Here is a 16,166-nt window from a genome sequence, read left to right on the forward strand (position 1 = left end):
CGTTGACTGCATCCACTGGATCGTCTTGTGGTGCAACCCCAACATCAACCGTGATTGTGTCAGTACCGCCCTGACCGTCATCAACAACAACTGTAAAGCTATCGCTGCCGTTGTAGTTCTCGTCTGGCGTGTATGTCCAGTTACCATTTTCATCGACGACTACAGAGCCATTAGATGGTTCTGTACCTTTACTGAACGTTAACTGATCATTATCTGTGTCTGTTGCATTGAGGGAACCGTTAACTGGGGTATCTTCATCTGTAGTTACAGAAACATCTTCACCGACAGGTAGGTCATTAATTGGAGTAACACCGATATTAACGGTTATTGTATCTGTGCCGCCTTGGCCGTCAGAGACTTCTACCGTAAAGCTATCGTTGCCGTTGTAGTTTTCGTTGGGGGTATAAGTCCAATCACCATTTTCATCGATAACGACAGTACCATTTGAAGGTTCTGTCGATATACTGAATGATAGAGAATCACCATCTTCATCTGAAGCCGACAAAGTGCCACTTACTGGCGTATCTTCATCTGTCGTAAATGATACTGTGTCACCAATAGCGTCATTATTTGAATCAACAAACAGCGGGTTAGTGTTTGTTTGAGCTGCGGTAGGTTCAATGAGCGAACGGTAAGCATCAAGTAAGCTTAAACTTTGGGTTTGAGATAAGCCTAATGATTCAAAACCTGTAGTAACGAACTCTGTAGCAGGAATGGTTTCTTCACCATCACGTTCAATAGTACCGCTAGTAGCCAAACTTGAACCGTTTTGACCAGCTGCCGTTGCAAACTCCTCACCTAGCTCAGTCGGATCTTGACCTTCTTCCAATGCAGCAAAGATATTCGCAATATCTTGATCGAGTTCAATTTCGCCTTCCTCGGATGAGAAGCGTTTTGTAGATACCTGAGGTTCATTGGTTCCATTCTGGGATTCAAGAATAACATCCCCTGCTTGTAGTGGTTGTCCTTCTTCTAAGACTTTAATCGTACCATCTACCGAGATAACAATGCGCTGGCCAAGTGCTAATGCACCACCCAAATTCAATGTTGTCATGTCCATACAAACCCCTAAAAAAGCTTTTTTTGTCATTAACGTCAAAATAGTGACATTATATTTATAATATTAGTTAAAATATAACACCTAAAGTCATATAATTCCTAGTTATGAATCGAGTATTTAACAACTAGAGTGACAAGCTAATGACAGTGATCACATCACACAACAATCTTAGTGTTCACAATGGCAATATAAGTTATTGTGTTTAAGGAAAATAATCAGTAATAAAACTTGAGATTAACGTGTACAAGAACACCATAAAACGCACGCCAATCGGTTAACATTTTCACAACCATTTACGAACGCCAGCTTAGCGATCGTGGTTTTTTTGGCGGTTCATCTAAATTTTGTATATAACGGCATGAATTCAAGACTTAGGTGTACGCCAATTTTAGGGAGATTTACATTGAACAGGCTTCAAAAGACAACATTAGGGTTAGCAATAAGTATTACCTTACCGGCGACAGCACAAACCCTAGAGCAAGCCGTTGCGTTTACTTTAGAAAGTAACCCTGAAATCAAAAGTGCTTATAATGAATATGTCAGTAAGCGATATATTAATGATGCTTCTGGTGGTGCTTACCGTCCGAGTATAGACCTGGATGGAGGGATCGGTTATGAACACACCGACCTAGCGACTAACTCGAGCACAACAGATCTAACTCGAAAAGAAGCGACTATTACCCTTACTCAACTTATCTGGGATGGTTCCAATACCTCAAATGATATCGATCGGACCGCAGCTGATGCAGAATCTGTACGCTATCAACTGCTATCAAATGCACAGGACATCGCTTTAGAAGTCACTAAGGTCTATCTTGATGCAGTGAAATCCTATGAAGTACTGTCACTCTCTGAAAACAACCTCGCGACACACAAAAAAATATACAGTGATATCCGCAAACGTGTTGAATCAGGCATTGGATCAACAGCAGATATGTCACAGGTAGAGGCACGTATCGCTAAAGCACACGGTAATTTGCTTGCAGCGCAAAACAACCTTTTTGACACTCACACTCAATTTAAAAGGCTTGTCGGTCAATCTCCGCTAGGGCTAACCTTCCCTCGAGCAGATGCGGGGGCTATCCCTTATACCGTTGATGGCGCATTGGCAAAAGCCTTTAACCAACACCCAGTAATCAAGATTGCACAAGCCGATGTGGACTCAGCCAAGTTTCAATACAAGCAATCCAAGAGTACTAACTACCCGACGGTTTCTTTTGAAGCAGCACAAACCTGGCGTGATGATGCCGGCGGTACCGAAGGAAGTAGTGATGAGTTTTCTGCCATGGTTCGTTTGAGGTATAACCTTTACAACGGCGGAGCGGATCAAGATCGTGCTGAAAGTGCCGCTTATCAACTCAATAAAGCAAAAGACCTACGTGAGAGCACCTATCGTAATGTAGAGGAAAGTCTGCGTCTTTCGTGGAGCGCTCTCGATCTGACCGTCCAACAAAAAGAATTCTTATCTGACCATGTAGATTCAGCATCAGACACCGTGATCTCGTATGAGAAACAGTACCGTATCGGCAAACGTACCCTTCTCGATTTACTTAATACCGAGAATGAACTATTTGAAGCCCGTAAAGGGTATTTGGATGCCAAGTACGACGAACAATACGCAAAATACAGAGTGATGAACGCAACAGGAAACCTGTTGACCGGACTACGCGTCGAAACCCCTCAAGAATGGAATGAAAAGGTAGAATACTAATGAAGCTGATAAAGACTGTATTTCCGCTTTGTATCATGGTTGTCTCTGCCAATGTTTTAGCTGAAACAAGCGATGAAGAATTTGAATATCGAGCTCTTCCTGAGATCACACAAATTTATGATCTCGAAGATGATGATAATGATGGAGTAATCAATGCTAGAGATCTGTGTCCTGATACGCAAATTGGTGCTGAGATAGATAACGACGGTTGTGGTTCATATTTCGAATCTTCAGAAAAGAAAGAGCTCCACATACTCTTTGCTAATAACTCTACGGAGATTAACCCTGTTTTCCTTAGCCAAATACGCCAGATGGCTGCGTTTTTGAAGCGCTACGAGAGTACAAGCATTGAATTGCAAGGTTATGCCAGCAAAGTAGGCAATTCCGAACACAATTTAAAGCTCTCAAAAGAGCGCGCGTTACATGTAAGGCGTGCACTGATAAGCAATGGTATTCAGCCATCTAGAGTTAATATCGTAGGTCATGGAGACTCTGAATTCAGCAGTGATGACACAGAAATCAATCACGCACTACATCGAAAAGTTGTCGCTTCCGTTGTTGGCTTTAAGGGGAATATCAAAGAAGAATGGCACATCTTCACCAAAATTAAAAAGTAGGTGTTACCCTGCTTTTACCATACTGAAACGTTATCTTAAGTTAACGTTTCAGTATGGTGATAATTCCTTGAATAGCATATACCTAAGCCGTCTATAATGTTAATCTTGCCACGTTATCAACATAGAGAATTAATCCATGAGCAAACTAACAGCTGATACTCAAGCAAATCTAGAACTTTTCGTTTCTGAAACACAAGAAACTAAACTTGTATGGGGCCTTCGCAACGAAGAAGGTTGGCTAGCATGTGACTCAAGTGAATTCGAAAACAGCGAAGTGATGCCATTCTGGTCTTCAAAAGAAGATGCTCAAACTCACAACGTTGAAGAGTGGGCTGACTTCGAAGTATTAGAAATTCCACTAGATATCTTTGTAGAAGATTGGTTACTGACTCTTGCTGAAGACGGCGTTCTTGTTGGTACTAACTGGAATGCAACATTAGAAGGCAAAGAGCTCGAGCCTTCTGACCTAGCGAAATTATACATCTAATTTCCGATATCGGTCGTGCGAATCGTGCGACCGATATACCTCTGATTAGTATCAATAAATTAGAGACCTACCTCGCATAACCTCGTAGCCGCACCACTCAAAATTTGAAGCAACATCAAACTAATAATAGAATATCGTTCTTTATCTGATTGATCGTCTCTTGTGAATCACTTCGTTTTTGTTACCTTTCTATTATTCATTAGCTTTTGTTCTTATAGCCAAATATCAACGTCAGATCGTGACCACAATTCACCAGTCTATACCTCCAATTTAAGCACTACTCCAAATGCTAATTGGAACGCGCTTTACCTTTCTACTTTAAACCACTCCCCTGAGCGTGCATTAAACATGCTGCAAACACGCTATATCGGGTCAACGAGTTACGGAGATAAGCTTTACCTTGCGTCTCTTCTGTATCAATACATGAGCCACCGAGATCAGCCGTTCTACGGAATCGCTTCAAACGACAGCGATTACCAAGCGATAGAAACAGCGTTTATTTCTGCTCTGATGAAAGACGGCAAAGGCCAGTATGAACAAGCACAGCAAGGCTTTCTAACACTCTTGGCGAGAATGCAATCTCGCGGTGATTTAACTGGTAAAGCCTTACTAAAGTACCAACTATGCCGATCGCTTAACGAGCAAGCTAAATACCATCAAGCAAACTATTACTGCTCTGCCCTTGAGTCAGATTTACATGACATCGCTGACCCTGTATTACCAAAATTCGGGACTTATCGAGTCATCGCGAACAATCACCATTTTCGAAGTGACTATCAAGCAGCACTAGACACTTACCTATCACTGATAAACGTGTTTCCACAAGGACATGATATTTCAGGGGTTTACAACGATGTGGGTAACTTGCTCAAAGAATTAAAGCAATATGAAAAATCGGCCGAGTATCTAGAGGGAGCTCTCATTCTCAGAACAAACGCTTCAGATTTAATGAAAGCACAAGTGCATCACAGTCTTGCGGATCTCTACCTCAACCAAGAGCAAAGTGACCTAGCAATTCACCACTTTCAGACAGCAAGAACACTGTTGAGCTCATCTTCGCATAGCTACGGTATCGCACTAACAAATCTTGGCTTGGGAAAAGCATACACTCAAAGGAAAGACTATGATTTGGCGAGAGCCTACCTAATCGAGTCTCTTTCAGCTTCGAGCGAACTGAGTAATGATGTCATTCGCACCAATGCTTACTTGGCGATCAGCGATATGTTCGAGGAACAGAAACTGCCAACTGAAGCGCTCAACTATGCTAAGCAAGCGTTAGAATTAGCTGAACAAGTCACAAGGCATAAATACATCGCGCAGTCACTTCTACAGCTTTCTGATATTCATCAATCACTCGGCGATTACCAACAAGCTTTCTATTTCTACCAGCGATACTCGTCAATACAAATGGAAGCTAGAGACATCGATAATCGACTCGCACTCGAAGCGCTCGGCCTGACGCACGCCAAATATGAGCAGGAACTGGAAAACTCTTTCCTGACACATCAGGCGAAACTAGACCGCGTTCAAATTGAAAAAATGGAACATCAAAGATGGATGTACAACATCGTTGTTATTTTGTTGCTTTGTGCTGCAAGCTTTACGGTATTGGTCAACAAAACGGTTCGCGCAAAAGCAGCAATTGATGGCTTAACGAAAGCATATAGCCGAACTGAGATAATTCGAAGAATCAAAAGAGTGAAACGCTGCAAAGGGACGGACAAACAGCATGTACTCGTGCTGCTCGATCTCGATAAGTTTAAGAAGATTAATGATGAGCATGGGCACCCTACTGGTGATCGGGCACTGGTCCATATTAGTGATCAAATTAGAAAACACTTAGTGAATGGTGAATTGTTTGGCCGCTTAGGGGGTGAAGAATTTGCCCTCATGTTAACCGATACCAAACCAGCAGAGGTGCGAGAACGCGTTGAAGAGTTGCACTACGCCATTTCAAGCACTGTCTTCTTATCAGAAAGCAAAAAGTCACTTAATGTGACCGCGAGTTTTGCTTATCTAGCAACCTCAAACGCATTAAGTGACTTTGATGACTTGTATTCAGTGCTTGACCAAGCACTTTATCAAGCGAAGAGTAATGGCCGGAACTGCATCATCGATGCCTATAACGACCCAATAGACTTACCTGATGTTATTTATTCTCAGCCTGTTTGCGAACCAACTCAGCCATGATGCTTTCACGGTCACCTAGGTAATCGTTAAGGCCAACTTTACGTAGTTCACATGCCGGACAATCGCCACAGCCATCACCAACAATGCCGTTGTAACAAGTCAGTGTTTTGTTTCTAACAAGTTCAAGTGCTGAGTACTGGTCTGCTAGCGCCCATGTCTCAGCCTTGTTTAACCACATTAGCGGTGTTTTGATATCAAGCTGCTTATCCATACCTTGTACAAGTGCAGAGTTCATCGCCTTCACAAAGTCATTACGGCAATCAGGGTAACCAGAAAAGTCTGTTTCACACACACCTGTAATCACGGTTTCAGCACCGATTTGGTAAGCATAAATACCCGCTAGAGTCAGAAATAGAATATTACGACCAGGAACGAATGAATTCGGTAGCCCATTCTCTTGCAGCTCATGAGACACAGGAATATCGTCACGAGTCAGAGAGCTAATAGCCAGTTCATTCAACAGAGTCACATCCATCACTTTATGTGCTTTCACACCAAGCTCTTTTGACAATGACTCCGCAACTTCAATCTCGAGTCTATGGCGCTGACCATAATCAAACGTAATCGCATGAACTTCATCATACTCTTTTAATGCCTGAACAAGACACGTTGTTGAGTCTTGACCACCACTGAATACTACCACTGCTTTTTTCATCTTAAATCCTTACGAGAACCTTCTACTTGCGACTTATCTTACCCAGCAAAAATACAACCTATGCGATGCTCAAATATTTGTGAGTTTGTATTGATAAGCGCCAATTGCGCTCAATGCAGATATCAATACAAAGCTGAGTTGCGCGGTCTTTTTGGCTGATTGGCTGCAGAGCGATAACAGTGTCGCTAGGAACCGCAGCTCGCTCCAATAAACCGTCAAGTTGTTCGATGTCTTTGTTTGTACCTACTGGATGCTTAATTTCATTAGCACGTTGTAAGGCGCTATCTAAGATTTCCAGTTTCGCTTTCATTGCCACTTTAGGTGACACCGTAACCCAAGTGTCATGTGTGGCTTTTACTTCTGATGTTCCGCTAGTCTCAATCTGACAGCGACAACCGTGCTGCTCAAATGCTTCAGTAAGAGGAACAAGATCATAAATGCACGGCTCACCACCTGTAATCACAATGTGCTTCGCAGTGTAACCTTGCTTGATATATTCATTCACGATTCCTTGAGCATCGATTACTGACCAAGTAGGCGAGTCCTCTGTCTTAACCATGATATCGCCAAGGCTAGTCTCGTCTTCTGGTAAAGCGTCCCAGGTCTGTTTGGTATCACACCAAGAACAGCCTACTGGACAAACTTGTAGACGAACAAAAACAGCGGGAACGCCAGTAAACACGCCCTCACCCTGAATGGTTTCAAACATTTCATTAATCTTGTACAACTTTCCCTCAGCTCAATCATTGGATGAAATTAATCAACCGCAGACCTTAAAGCACTTCCCCCTTTTGGTCAAACAAATGAGTACTGATAAATGAGTTGATCAAAGCCCTAGCCTGAAGTTTCAAGTTCCCTTATCCTTTCGCCCATTAGATTTCGTTAGCTTTTAATTTTTTAGTAAGGAACAACATGTACAAACTGATTGCTCTTGATATGGATGGCACACTACTCAACAGTGAAAAAGTGATTTCTCAAGAGAACAAAGACGCAATCGCCAAAGCACGAGCTGCAGGTGTGAAAGTGGTTCTCGCTTCTGGTCGCCCTTTAGAAGGCATGCAAAGCAAATTAGATGAGCTTTCGATTGACGGCGAGGATGACTTTGTACTCTTCTACAACGGCTCTATGGTTCAGAACGTATCGACAAAAGAGATCATTCACAGTGAGATCAGCAACGGTAAAGCTGCAAAAGAGATTGCTGCCCTCGCTGAACAGCTTGGTGGTTATGTTCATGCTTTCAGCAAGGTTCACGGCTTAATCACACCTGAGAATAATGAATACACTGGTATTGAAGCGCGTATTAACGGCTTAGATATTACCGAGTTCAACTTTTCTCAGCTAGAAGATGACCACGAAATCATCAAGACTATGATTGTCGCTGAACCAAGCAAGCTGACTGAAATTATCAGCAAGTTACCACCAGAGCTTAAGACTCAGTTTACTATCGTACAAAGTGCACCATTCTTCTTAGAGTTCCTAAACCCAAATTCAAACAAGGGTGTCGGTATTGAAGCGATAGCGAAACACTTGGGCATTAAAGCGGAAGAAGTCATCTGTATGGGTGACGCTGAAAACGATCACCATATGCTTGAATACGCAGGCCTTGGCATTGCAATGGAAAACGCAATGGAAGAAACCAAAAAACTGGCGGATCACATCACAGCGAGCAACGACGACCATGGTGTCGCAGTCGCGATTGAGAAGTTTATCTTCAACTCATAAACGCTCAACAGGTTCTAATAAGAATTACTTTTTGCTTGTTTCAGAAATAACAAAGGCTGCGCACTGCACAGCCTTTTTGATTTTGTGTTAGTCGAGTCACTTACTCTCTTTTCCATGGCAGACGAAATGCCACCACACCAAACAGAATCAATATTGGGAAACGTAACGTTTCAATAATAAATGAAGCAATACCACTGAAAGAGACAAAGCTTCCAGCCCAGCTAATCAGCAGATTTCCCGCTAACAACATCGCCATCACTCCAAGAACGATCTTGAATGAGAACTGACCAACTAAAGGTTTCGAGTCTGTTAACGTCACTAAGCATGCAATTGTCATCAAAATGGCTACCCAGAAAGAGAACGTTGGCAGTGGCCAGATAACCGTAAGAACAATCGATAGAAGACATAGACCCCACCAAACGCCTTTAGAACTCAGTAAAACACTAATATCGACATCAGGTTTCGCATCTAATCTGACTATGTGCCACGTCGTTAACGCGCCTAATACGCCACCCATTAATACATCGCTAAAAAATGCACTGCCTGAATAAGACTTAAATAGCATGATCCAAAGCAGGCCAGCGAGTACTATCAGTATCGATTTTTGCTCCAAGAGGCGCTTTAGTTTCCAAAAAACTAACAAGGTTAAACTGACCCATAAGGCAGCCAACAGGCTTGGAAAGCTATACCCACTGCTCATCACTAGCTTCAATGTTGGCAGGTAGGCATGCGGGCGAGGAAAACCAAAACCTTGGTGTGCGATTAAAGTGAGCAAAGTCACCGAGATCAGAGTGAAGCCGAACTTCAACGCGAAATTACGGCCAAAGTACCAAGCAATTAGCGGCAATATAACGATAAAAACCCATGGCTTCGCCAACAAGTCAGTCAAAAGCACAGTATTCGCGAACACACTCGGCATTCTATCAAACACGTTTTGAAGTGAAACAATCCAGCTCAATTCAACTTGATGGACTTTCGGCGCCGCGCCCACCAGCTCAGTGACGTACGTCACAGGTTGATCAGTGGCCAATAAAAAGAACTCGTTAATCTCAGACCACTGTTCTGGATAGCGGTATTGGTGATCTTGTAATTCAGTAGGAGGAAGTAACATCGCTCGGCTGACTTCCACGCCATAATGAGGAGCAAACCAAATTGGCAGCTCAAAGCCACCTAACTCATTTCGAGCCTTGTAACTGATCACTTCCGAGTCAGAAATACAATCAAACACGACGGCACTGTCGGTATAACCTAGCACATCACCGACCGTTACCGACAAACCCGCCTCTTCCCACGTTTCACGTTGCGCCGCGACTGCTGGCGGCTCACCTGAGACAACAGTGCCTCCCGGTAGAGACAATTGACCTGTGATCAACTCATCAACCAACACGATTTGGTTATCAGCACGTACTACACACAAAGCGCCCGCGATATGATCGGGCAAAGTGTTGTTTGCCCAAGCGGAAGTAGTACTCAAAAGAGACAGTATGAAAACTAATAAATATCGAATAACCAACGAATTTACCTAAAAAATAATAGAAGAAATTTAAGACTGCTGTTGCAGTTGAACTATTGTAATCAAAGCTGCACAAAATCGCTGTCTACGTTTTGTGCAAAGCCTTCCTCATCCATTGAATGTGAGGTGTGAACCCCATTTTTTGATAGAAGTTCTTGGCAGGTGAATTAAAATCCCAAACTTCTACAAAGACTTGTTCAACCCCATAATCATCAAAAGTACTTTCAACTTTGCTAAACAACTTTTCTGCAATTGATTCTTTTCGATAATCAGGCAAGACAAACAGCTCATCGACACTCCCCATCGGCACTGGTTTACTTACCGTTGAGATAAGCTCACAAAAATGCCCAGAGATAAAGCCAACAATGAGCTCACCTTTTAATGCCACATAAACCAAACATTCAGGATCATCCAAGTATCGTGCAATGCTTTTTTCCTGCTCAATCTCTTCTGCCGTTTTAAAGTGCTCTGGGCTAGCAAGGTGGTGGTGATGGTGGAGATCGAACATTAACTCGTTAAGTTGTTCCAAATCCGCGTGCTTTGCGGCCCTTAAGGTGACATTCATGACTATTGTGCTTCTCAAACCAAATTAATATTTAAACTGAGTCTAGTTTACTTGCCGCGAGTATCTATACAAGTTATTGAATTAATTCATTGTTTGAAGTGCGTATTTTAGATACAAAAACGGCCACATTGCGTGGCCATTCTGTTTGAATAATTTAGAATTAAACGAATATCGAGGCTGTAGCTCTCGCTTTATACGCCGTTATCTTCTTTCTCTTCTTTGAGTTCAGCAAGCTGTTGTTCTAGTTCGATAAGTTTAATTTCAGCCTCAACTTCAGCAACTCGCTTTTCTGCATCGGTACGATTATCTTGCGCTAGACCATCGGCAGTAACTTGGGTTCGTTGTGCATTTCTTGCATCATCCGTATCTTTCATCGAACCAGCCACACCACCAGTCACACCACCTAATGCAGCGCCCTTCACAGCTAAACTCGCATCTCCAGTTAGAGCACCGGCTGTTGCTCCTAATAAAGCACCACCTACAGCACCACGATTACGTGCAGCATTCTCATTTTCGTTATCCATTGCTGGTGATGCGCAACCAGAAAGAGTCACAATCAGTGTCGCTAAAAGAAAAGGTTTAGTGAATTTCATAGGAGTCTCGCTTTGTTCTTCGTTTGGAGTAGAGCCATCTTAAGCAGAACCGTTAATGAGATAAATAAAGCCACGTTTAGACGATACATCATGTTCAGCTATGTATTATTCAGCCGTCGAATAACTGCTTAGTGATATATAGCTTTGAGCTCGCTTTATCCTCACCAACAAAAAAGGCGACCAATAAGGTCGCCTCAATCTAGCTTTCTCAATAATTTTTGTCTTTCACATGTCGCTCTTAACCTTTGGACCAAAAGTTTTGCATATTTTCTGCGCTAGGTGGTGGCCTAACACCGCAATCTCGATAATGATTTTTATCGCCAATGCCCAGTATCTTGCCATTTTCGTCATCAATCATAGCGGCAACTTTAACACCGTCTCCCACATGACGAGTTAGCACTACAATTTCACCTGCTCTTTCAGACCTTACTGCACCTAGGATTTGATATTCGTAGCGGCCTTTCCTTGAATTAACGATCATCTTCGAGTTAATAGGGTCGGCTTCATATCCCACGCCAATATCAAAAACCGCCTGATAGAGATCGACGCCTGTTTTGGACACACACTTAAATACCTTGGGATGACTCAAAGGTTCTAACAACGCTCTACTCGCTTCATCCTCTGAAATACTGGCACTAGCAGCACCACTAACCAGTAAAGCAATCAACAAAAAGTAAGCTCGCATAAAAAGACCTCAATATGTGGGATTCATAATGAGGTCATAGTAAACGCAATGGATAAGCGGATGAATAAAGTAGAGTTTAGGTAAACCATCACGCTGGCTTATGTATAAATCAACAAGCCGAAGATCAGATTACCTAAGCAAAAAAACTTATTTTCCGAGCTTTTCAGCAATTTCCGTTAAGCTGGTAGGGTCGTCAATCGTCGAAGGCACCACATATTGTTCACCTTCTGCGATCTGTCGAATCGTTCTGCGTAAAATCTTACCTGAGCGTGTCTTAGGTAACCTCTCAACAACCAAGGCTTGCTTAAAACAGGCTACCGCGCCAATCTCATTACGAACCTTCCCAACCAACTCTGCTTGTAACTCAGTGCCATCGACTTTTACGCCATCTTTCAACACGACTAAACCAAGAGGTAGTTGTCCTTTTAAGTCATCGTGAATCCCGACTACCGCACATTCTGCAATAGCAGGGTGACCACCCACGATCTCTTCCATTTCCCCCGTAGACAGACGATGTCCCGCTACGTTTATCACATCATCAATACGACCCATGATAAATAGATAACCATCTTCATCGAGATAGCCGCCATCACCCGAAACGTAATAGCCTGGGAATTGACTGAGATAGCCAGATTCAAATCGATCATGATTACGCCAAACTGTTGGTAGACAACCGGGTGGCAACGGGCGTTTAAGAGCCACAAAACCTTGTTGATTAGGCTGAGCTATTTCACCGAGTTCATTGAGAATCTCCACTTGATAACCCGGAACAGGTTTAGTCGAAGAGCCCGCTTTCACTGGTAAAGATTCTAACCCTGTTGGATTGGCAGAAATAGCCCAACCCGTTTCTGTTTGCCACCAATGATCGATAACCGGCTTGTTGGTATGAGATTCAACCCAATCCAATGTTGGAGGGTCTAAGCGCTCGCCAGCCATGAAAATCGACTTGAGTGATGATAAGTCATACTTAGTCAGTAACTCGCCTTCAGGATCTTCTTTCTTAATGGCTCTAAATGCTGTTGGCGCGGAAAACAACACATCAACGTTGTACTCTTCGCACACACGCCAGAATGCCCCTGGATCTGGCGTTCTGACAGGCTTACCTTCAAACAGAATCGTAGTACAACCATGAATCAGTGGTGCATAAACAATATAGGAATGCCCAACGACCCAACCGACATCGGAAGCCGCCCAAAACACGCCGTCTTGTGGCATATCGTAAATAGTGCTCATCGAATACTTCATGGCAACCGCATGGCCGCCATTATCGCGGACAACACCTTTTGGTTTGCCTGTCGTACCCGAGGTATACAAAATATATAGAGGATCGGTTGCCAAAACAGGCACACACTCATGAGGCTCAGCGTTAGCAACGGCTTGTTGCCAATGCAAATCACGTTCGTTGTTTAGTTCTGCAAGGCATTGCTCTCTCTGGAATACTACGACCTTCTCCGGCTTCCAACGACTGTCCATGATCGCTCGATCAACCATCGGCTTATATGGCAGGACTTTGTTTATCTCCACACCGCAGGATGCAGTAATCAACACCTTGGGCTCGGCATCTTCAATTCGAACGGCAAGCTCATGAGGGGCAAATCCGCCAAACACCACCGAATGCACCGCGCCTAGTCGTGCACAGGCCAACATTGCCATCGCCGCTTCAGGAATCATTGGCATGTAGATCACCACACGATCGCCTTTGGTAACGCCTTGCGTCGCTAACATACCTGCGACTTTAGCCACTTGGTCACGCAATTGATTGTAAGTGTACGAGGATTTCGTTCCCGTAACTGGAGAGTCGTAAATCAGCGCGGTATTACCACCTCGCCCATTTGCACAATGGTAATCCAGCGCGAGCCAGCAGGTGTTCATCACCCCATCAGGAAACCAACGCTCAATTCCGTTATCGTCAGTTTGTAATATCGTTTTAGGTGACTCAAACCAATCAATCGCTTGTGATTGTGTTTCCCAAAACGAATTGGGGTCTTCCCTCGCCCATTGATACTCGGTGATATAGTCTGTTTTTCTATTCATTCGATTTGTAGCAGACATAGTGCCTCCTCCATGATTTATCCATTGTTCCAAGCGCCTAGCTTTTTGGCAGTGTCACTTGGGTGCACTCTTTTCTCAGCGTTGTGTTCATGAAAATTTGACCGTTCACGACAATCGCTTCACTTGGGAAAAGGCACACGAATGGTACCTTCCATGATCACTCGGGCACTACGACTCATTATCGCCCTCTCAATGTTCCACCCGCTTTCTGTTTGTACCGCTTTAGCCCCCACCTTTAACGTTCCTGACGGATGACCAAAAGTCACAAAATCTCGAGAACCCTCACCGGCTGCCAAGTTCACTAACGTACCCGGAACACTCGCCGCTGAAGCAATGGCGACTGCAGCTGTTCCCATCATGGCATGGTGCAATTGCCCCATAGACAAAGCACGCACCAGAAGGTCGGTGTCTTTGGCTGCGACCGATTTACCACTGGAGGCTTGATACGCTTGAGGCTTAGCAACAAAGGCAACCTTAGGTGTGTGTTGGCGTGATTCAGCTTGTTCTAAAGAATCAATAAGCCCCATCGCTACTGCACCATGTGCTCGGATGGATTCAAACAGAGCCAAAGCTTTGGCATCGCTATTGATGTCCGATTGAAGCTCTGTGCCTTGATAACCAACCGATTCAGCATCAACAAAAATGGTGGGTATCCCTGCATTGATGTATGTCGCTTTGATGCAGCCCAATTCGGGAACATCTAAGAAATCGACAACATTCCCTGTAGAAAACATTGAACCACTCGCATCAGCTGGGTCTAGGAAATCAACTTGAATCTCAGCAGCGGGGAAAGTGACACCATCGAGTTCAAAATCACCTAACTCTTGAACTTCACCATCAGCGATAGGCACATGAACAATGATGGTTTTCTCTATGTTCACTTGCCATACTCGTACCTCGACCACACCGTTTTCTGGAATACGATTCGAATCGACCAATTTACTATGAATAGCGAATGGGCCTACTGCAGCGGACAGATTGCCGCAGTTACCGCTCCAATCAACGAACGGCTTGTCTATTGCCACTTGACCAAAAAGGTAATCAACATCGTGATCGGCTTTACTGCTTTTCGATACAATAACGGTTTTGCTGGTGCTTGATGTCGCACCACCCATACCATCGGTTTGTTTGCCATAAGGATCCGGGCTGCCAATCACTCGCAGAAGTAATGCGTCTCGTGCTTCTCCGGCAACTTGCGCAGCTTCAGGTAAGTCCTCGAGATTGAAGAAAACCCCTTTACTGGTACCTCCACGCATATAGGTTGCAGGTACTTTGATCTGTTTGATGTTCATAACCAGCTCCTACTGTGCGAGAAAGTCTTTGGCGAAACGTTGCAATACGCCACCAGCACTGTACACATTCACTTCGTCTGCCGTGTCTAGTCGACAGGTTACTGGCACATCCAGCTTTTCACCGTTTTTACGAGTAATGACTAGAGCCAAATCAGAACCTGCTTCAATGTCGCCGTACACGTCGTAAAGCTCGGTGCCATCCAATTCTAAGGTGTTGCGATCCGTCCCAACTTTGAATTGCAGAGGCAGCACACCCATGCCAACCAAGTTGGTTCTGTGAATTCTTTCAAATCCTTCAGCCACAATCACTTCAACACCCGCTAAGCGCACCCCTTTTGCTGCCCAGTCACGTGATGAACCTTGTCCATAATCGGCACCGGCAACAACAATCAAGGGTTGTTTACGGTTCATGTAGGTTTCAATCGCTTCCCACATTCGCGTAACTTGCCCCTCGGGTTCAACTCTTGCCAATGAGCCTTGCACGACTTCTCCAGCGTCTTTCACCATTTCATTAAACAGCTTCGGGTTAGCAAAGGTCGCTCGTTGCGCGGTTAAGTGATCACCTCGATGAGTCGCATAAGAGTTAAAGTCCTCTTCTGGAACTTCCATTTTCGCCAAGTACTCACCTGCCGCACTCGAAGCGAGAATCGCGTTTGAAGGCGATAGATGATCCGTGGTGATATTGTCACCTAAGATCGCCAAAGGTCTCATACCAGAAAGGCTTCGCTCACCAGCCAGTGCCCCTTCCCAATATGGAGGTCTGCGAATATAGGTACTTTGAGGTCGCCAATCATAAAGCGGCTCAGTAGTTACCTGATCCTCGTCTGGCTGGAACATTTTCACGTAGATTTGTTGGAATTGCTGAGGCTTAACATGGTCACCGACAACTGAATCGATCTCAGCATCACTTGGCCACAAATCACTTAAATAGATTGGATTGCCGTTATTGTCTGTTCCTAGGCTGTCTTTTTCGATATCAAAGCGAATCGTACCCGCCAAGGCATAAGCAACCACCAATGGCGGG

Annotated in this window: 14 protein-coding genes and 1 pseudogene; 5 read left to right on the top strand and 10 right to left on the bottom strand. The window is 44.0% G+C overall.

Annotated elements, in window-relative coordinates; genetic code table 11:
• Nucleotides 1–1,060: Ig-like domain-containing protein (locus A142_RS10000; RefSeq protein ID WP_019824715.1), on the bottom strand; the 1,060-nt coding region annotated here is incomplete at its 3' end.
• A gap of 445 nt (nucleotides 1,061–1,505) precedes the next feature.
• Here A142_RS10000 and A142_RS10005 point away from each other — a divergent pair.
• The 4 genes from A142_RS10005 to A142_RS10020 all read left to right on the top strand — a co-directional run bounded on the left by A142_RS10005 (nucleotide 1,506) and on the right by A142_RS10020 (nucleotide 6,065).
• On the top strand, nucleotides 1,506–2,771 hold the full coding sequence (locus tag A142_RS10005) for a TolC family outer membrane protein (RefSeq protein WP_029405614.1): 1,266 nt from the start codon (nucleotides 1,506–1,508) through the stop codon (nucleotides 2,769–2,771).
• Entirely contained in the window at nucleotides 2,771–3,388 is a 618-nt protein-coding gene (locus tag A142_RS10010) for an OmpA family protein (protein WP_019824717.1), read from the top strand. Before A142_RS10005 ends, A142_RS10010 begins: the two co-directional genes overlap by 1 nt.
• A 136-nt stretch (nucleotides 3,389–3,524) precedes the next feature.
• On the top strand, nucleotides 3,525–3,875 hold the full coding sequence (locus A142_RS10015) for a DUF2750 domain-containing protein (protein WP_017062305.1): 351 nt from the start codon (nucleotides 3,525–3,527) through the stop codon (nucleotides 3,873–3,875).
• Nucleotides 3,876–4,037: 162 nt separating this feature from the next.
• Nucleotides 4,038–6,065 (top strand): diguanylate cyclase, encoded by a 2,028-nt coding sequence (locus tag A142_RS10020; protein ID WP_019824718.1) that lies wholly within the window; start codon nucleotides 4,038–4,040, stop codon nucleotides 6,063–6,065.
• Here the strand turns inward: A142_RS10020 and queC are convergent.
• Together queC and queE are read right to left on the bottom strand one after the other, a co-directional pair.
• Nucleotides 6,025–6,720 (bottom strand): 7-cyano-7-deazaguanine synthase QueC, encoded by a 696-nt coding sequence (queC, locus tag A142_RS10025; protein WP_017063822.1) that lies wholly within the window; start codon nucleotides 6,718–6,720, stop codon nucleotides 6,025–6,027. The two genes, A142_RS10020 and queC, sit on opposite strands and share 41 nt — an antisense overlap.
• A gap of 58 nt (nucleotides 6,721–6,778) precedes the next feature.
• A complete protein-coding gene (gene queE, locus A142_RS10030) occupies nucleotides 6,779–7,447 on the bottom strand; it encodes a 7-carboxy-7-deazaguanine synthase QueE (protein WP_019824719.1) in 669 nt (222 codons plus the stop codon).
• Nucleotides 7,448–7,632: 185 nt separating this feature from the next.
• Between queE and A142_RS10035 the strand changes: the two genes are divergently transcribed.
• Entirely contained in the window at nucleotides 7,633–8,442 is an 810-nt protein-coding gene (locus A142_RS10035) for a Cof-type HAD-IIB family hydrolase (RefSeq protein ID WP_019824720.1), read from the top strand.
• Between the two features lie 100 nt (nucleotides 8,443–8,542).
• On the opposite strand, the gene A142_RS10040 is transcribed toward A142_RS10035, so the two are convergent.
• The 7 genes and pseudogenes from A142_RS10040 to A142_RS10070 form a co-directional block, all read right to left on the bottom strand.
• Entirely contained in the window at nucleotides 8,543–9,955 is a 1,413-nt protein-coding gene (locus tag A142_RS10040; protein ID WP_019824721.1) for a bifunctional NUDIX hydrolase/phosphatase PAP2 family protein, read from the bottom strand.
• Nucleotides 9,956–10,040: 85 nt separating this feature from the next.
• Nucleotides 10,041–10,520, bottom strand: coding sequence for a GNAT family N-acetyltransferase (locus tag A142_RS10045; protein ID WP_019824722.1), 480 nt, complete (start codon nucleotides 10,518–10,520; stop codon nucleotides 10,041–10,043).
• A gap of 191 nt (nucleotides 10,521–10,711) precedes the next feature.
• On the bottom strand, nucleotides 10,712–11,113 hold the full coding sequence (locus A142_RS10050) for a glycine zipper domain-containing protein (protein WP_019824723.1): 402 nt from the start codon (nucleotides 11,111–11,113) through the stop codon (nucleotides 10,712–10,714).
• Between the two features lie 238 nt (nucleotides 11,114–11,351).
• Nucleotides 11,352–11,798, bottom strand: coding sequence for a hypothetical protein (locus tag A142_RS10055; RefSeq protein ID WP_019824724.1), 447 nt, complete (start codon nucleotides 11,796–11,798; stop codon nucleotides 11,352–11,354).
• Nucleotides 11,799–11,945: 147 nt separating this feature from the next.
• Nucleotides 11,946–13,850 (bottom strand): propionyl-CoA synthetase, encoded by a 1,905-nt coding sequence (locus A142_RS10060; protein ID WP_019824725.1) that lies wholly within the window; start codon nucleotides 13,848–13,850, stop codon nucleotides 11,946–11,948.
• A gap of 119 nt (nucleotides 13,851–13,969) precedes the next feature.
• Nucleotides 13,970–15,142 carry a 2-methylaconitate cis-trans isomerase PrpF gene (gene prpF / locus A142_RS10065; protein ID WP_019824726.1) on the bottom strand — a complete coding sequence of 391 codons (1,173 nt, stop codon included), beginning with the start codon at nucleotides 15,140–15,142 and terminating at the stop codon, nucleotides 13,970–13,972.
• 9 nt (nucleotides 15,143–15,151) lie between these two features.
• A pseudogene (locus A142_RS10070) lies at nucleotides 15,152–16,166 on the bottom strand (Fe/S-dependent 2-methylisocitrate dehydratase AcnD); the annotation flags it as partial.

It is taken from the genome of Vibrio splendidus 12E03 (assembly GCF_000272105.2).
In the GTDB taxonomy this organism is placed as follows: domain Bacteria; phylum Pseudomonadota; class Gammaproteobacteria; order Enterobacterales; family Vibrionaceae; genus Vibrio; species Vibrio splendidus_I.

What these genes read in the sequence shown, in the direction of transcription:
- A142_RS10010 (WP_019824717.1), top strand. Translation starts at nt 2,771, where the DNA reads ATGAAGCTGATAAAGACTGTATTTCCGCTTTGTATCATGGTTGTCTCT.
- A142_RS10015 (WP_017062305.1), top strand. Translation starts at nt 3,525, where the DNA reads ATGAGCAAACTAACAGCTGATACTCAAGCAAATCTAGAACTTTTCGTT.
- queC (WP_017063822.1), bottom strand. Translation starts at nt 6,720, where the DNA reads ATGAAAAAAGCAGTGGTAGTATTCAGTGGTGGTCAAGACTCAACAACG.
- A142_RS10035 (WP_019824720.1), top strand. Translation starts at nt 7,633, where the DNA reads ATGTACAAACTGATTGCTCTTGATATGGATGGCACACTACTCAACAGT.
- A142_RS10045 (WP_019824722.1), bottom strand. Translation starts at nt 10,520, where the DNA reads ATGAATGTCACCTTAAGGGCCGCAAAGCACGCGGATTTGGAACAACTT.
- A142_RS10050 (WP_019824723.1), bottom strand. Translation starts at nt 11,113, where the DNA reads ATGAAATTCACTAAACCTTTTCTTTTAGCGACACTGATTGTGACTCTT.
- A142_RS10055 (WP_019824724.1), bottom strand. Translation starts at nt 11,798, where the DNA reads ATGCGAGCTTACTTTTTGTTGATTGCTTTACTGGTTAGTGGTGCTGCT.
- A142_RS10060 (WP_019824725.1), bottom strand. Translation starts at nt 13,850, where the DNA reads ATGTCTGCTACAAATCGAATGAATAGAAAAACAGACTATATCACCGAG.
- prpF (WP_019824726.1), bottom strand. Translation starts at nt 15,142, where the DNA reads ATGAACATCAAACAGATCAAAGTACCTGCAACCTATATGCGTGGAGGT.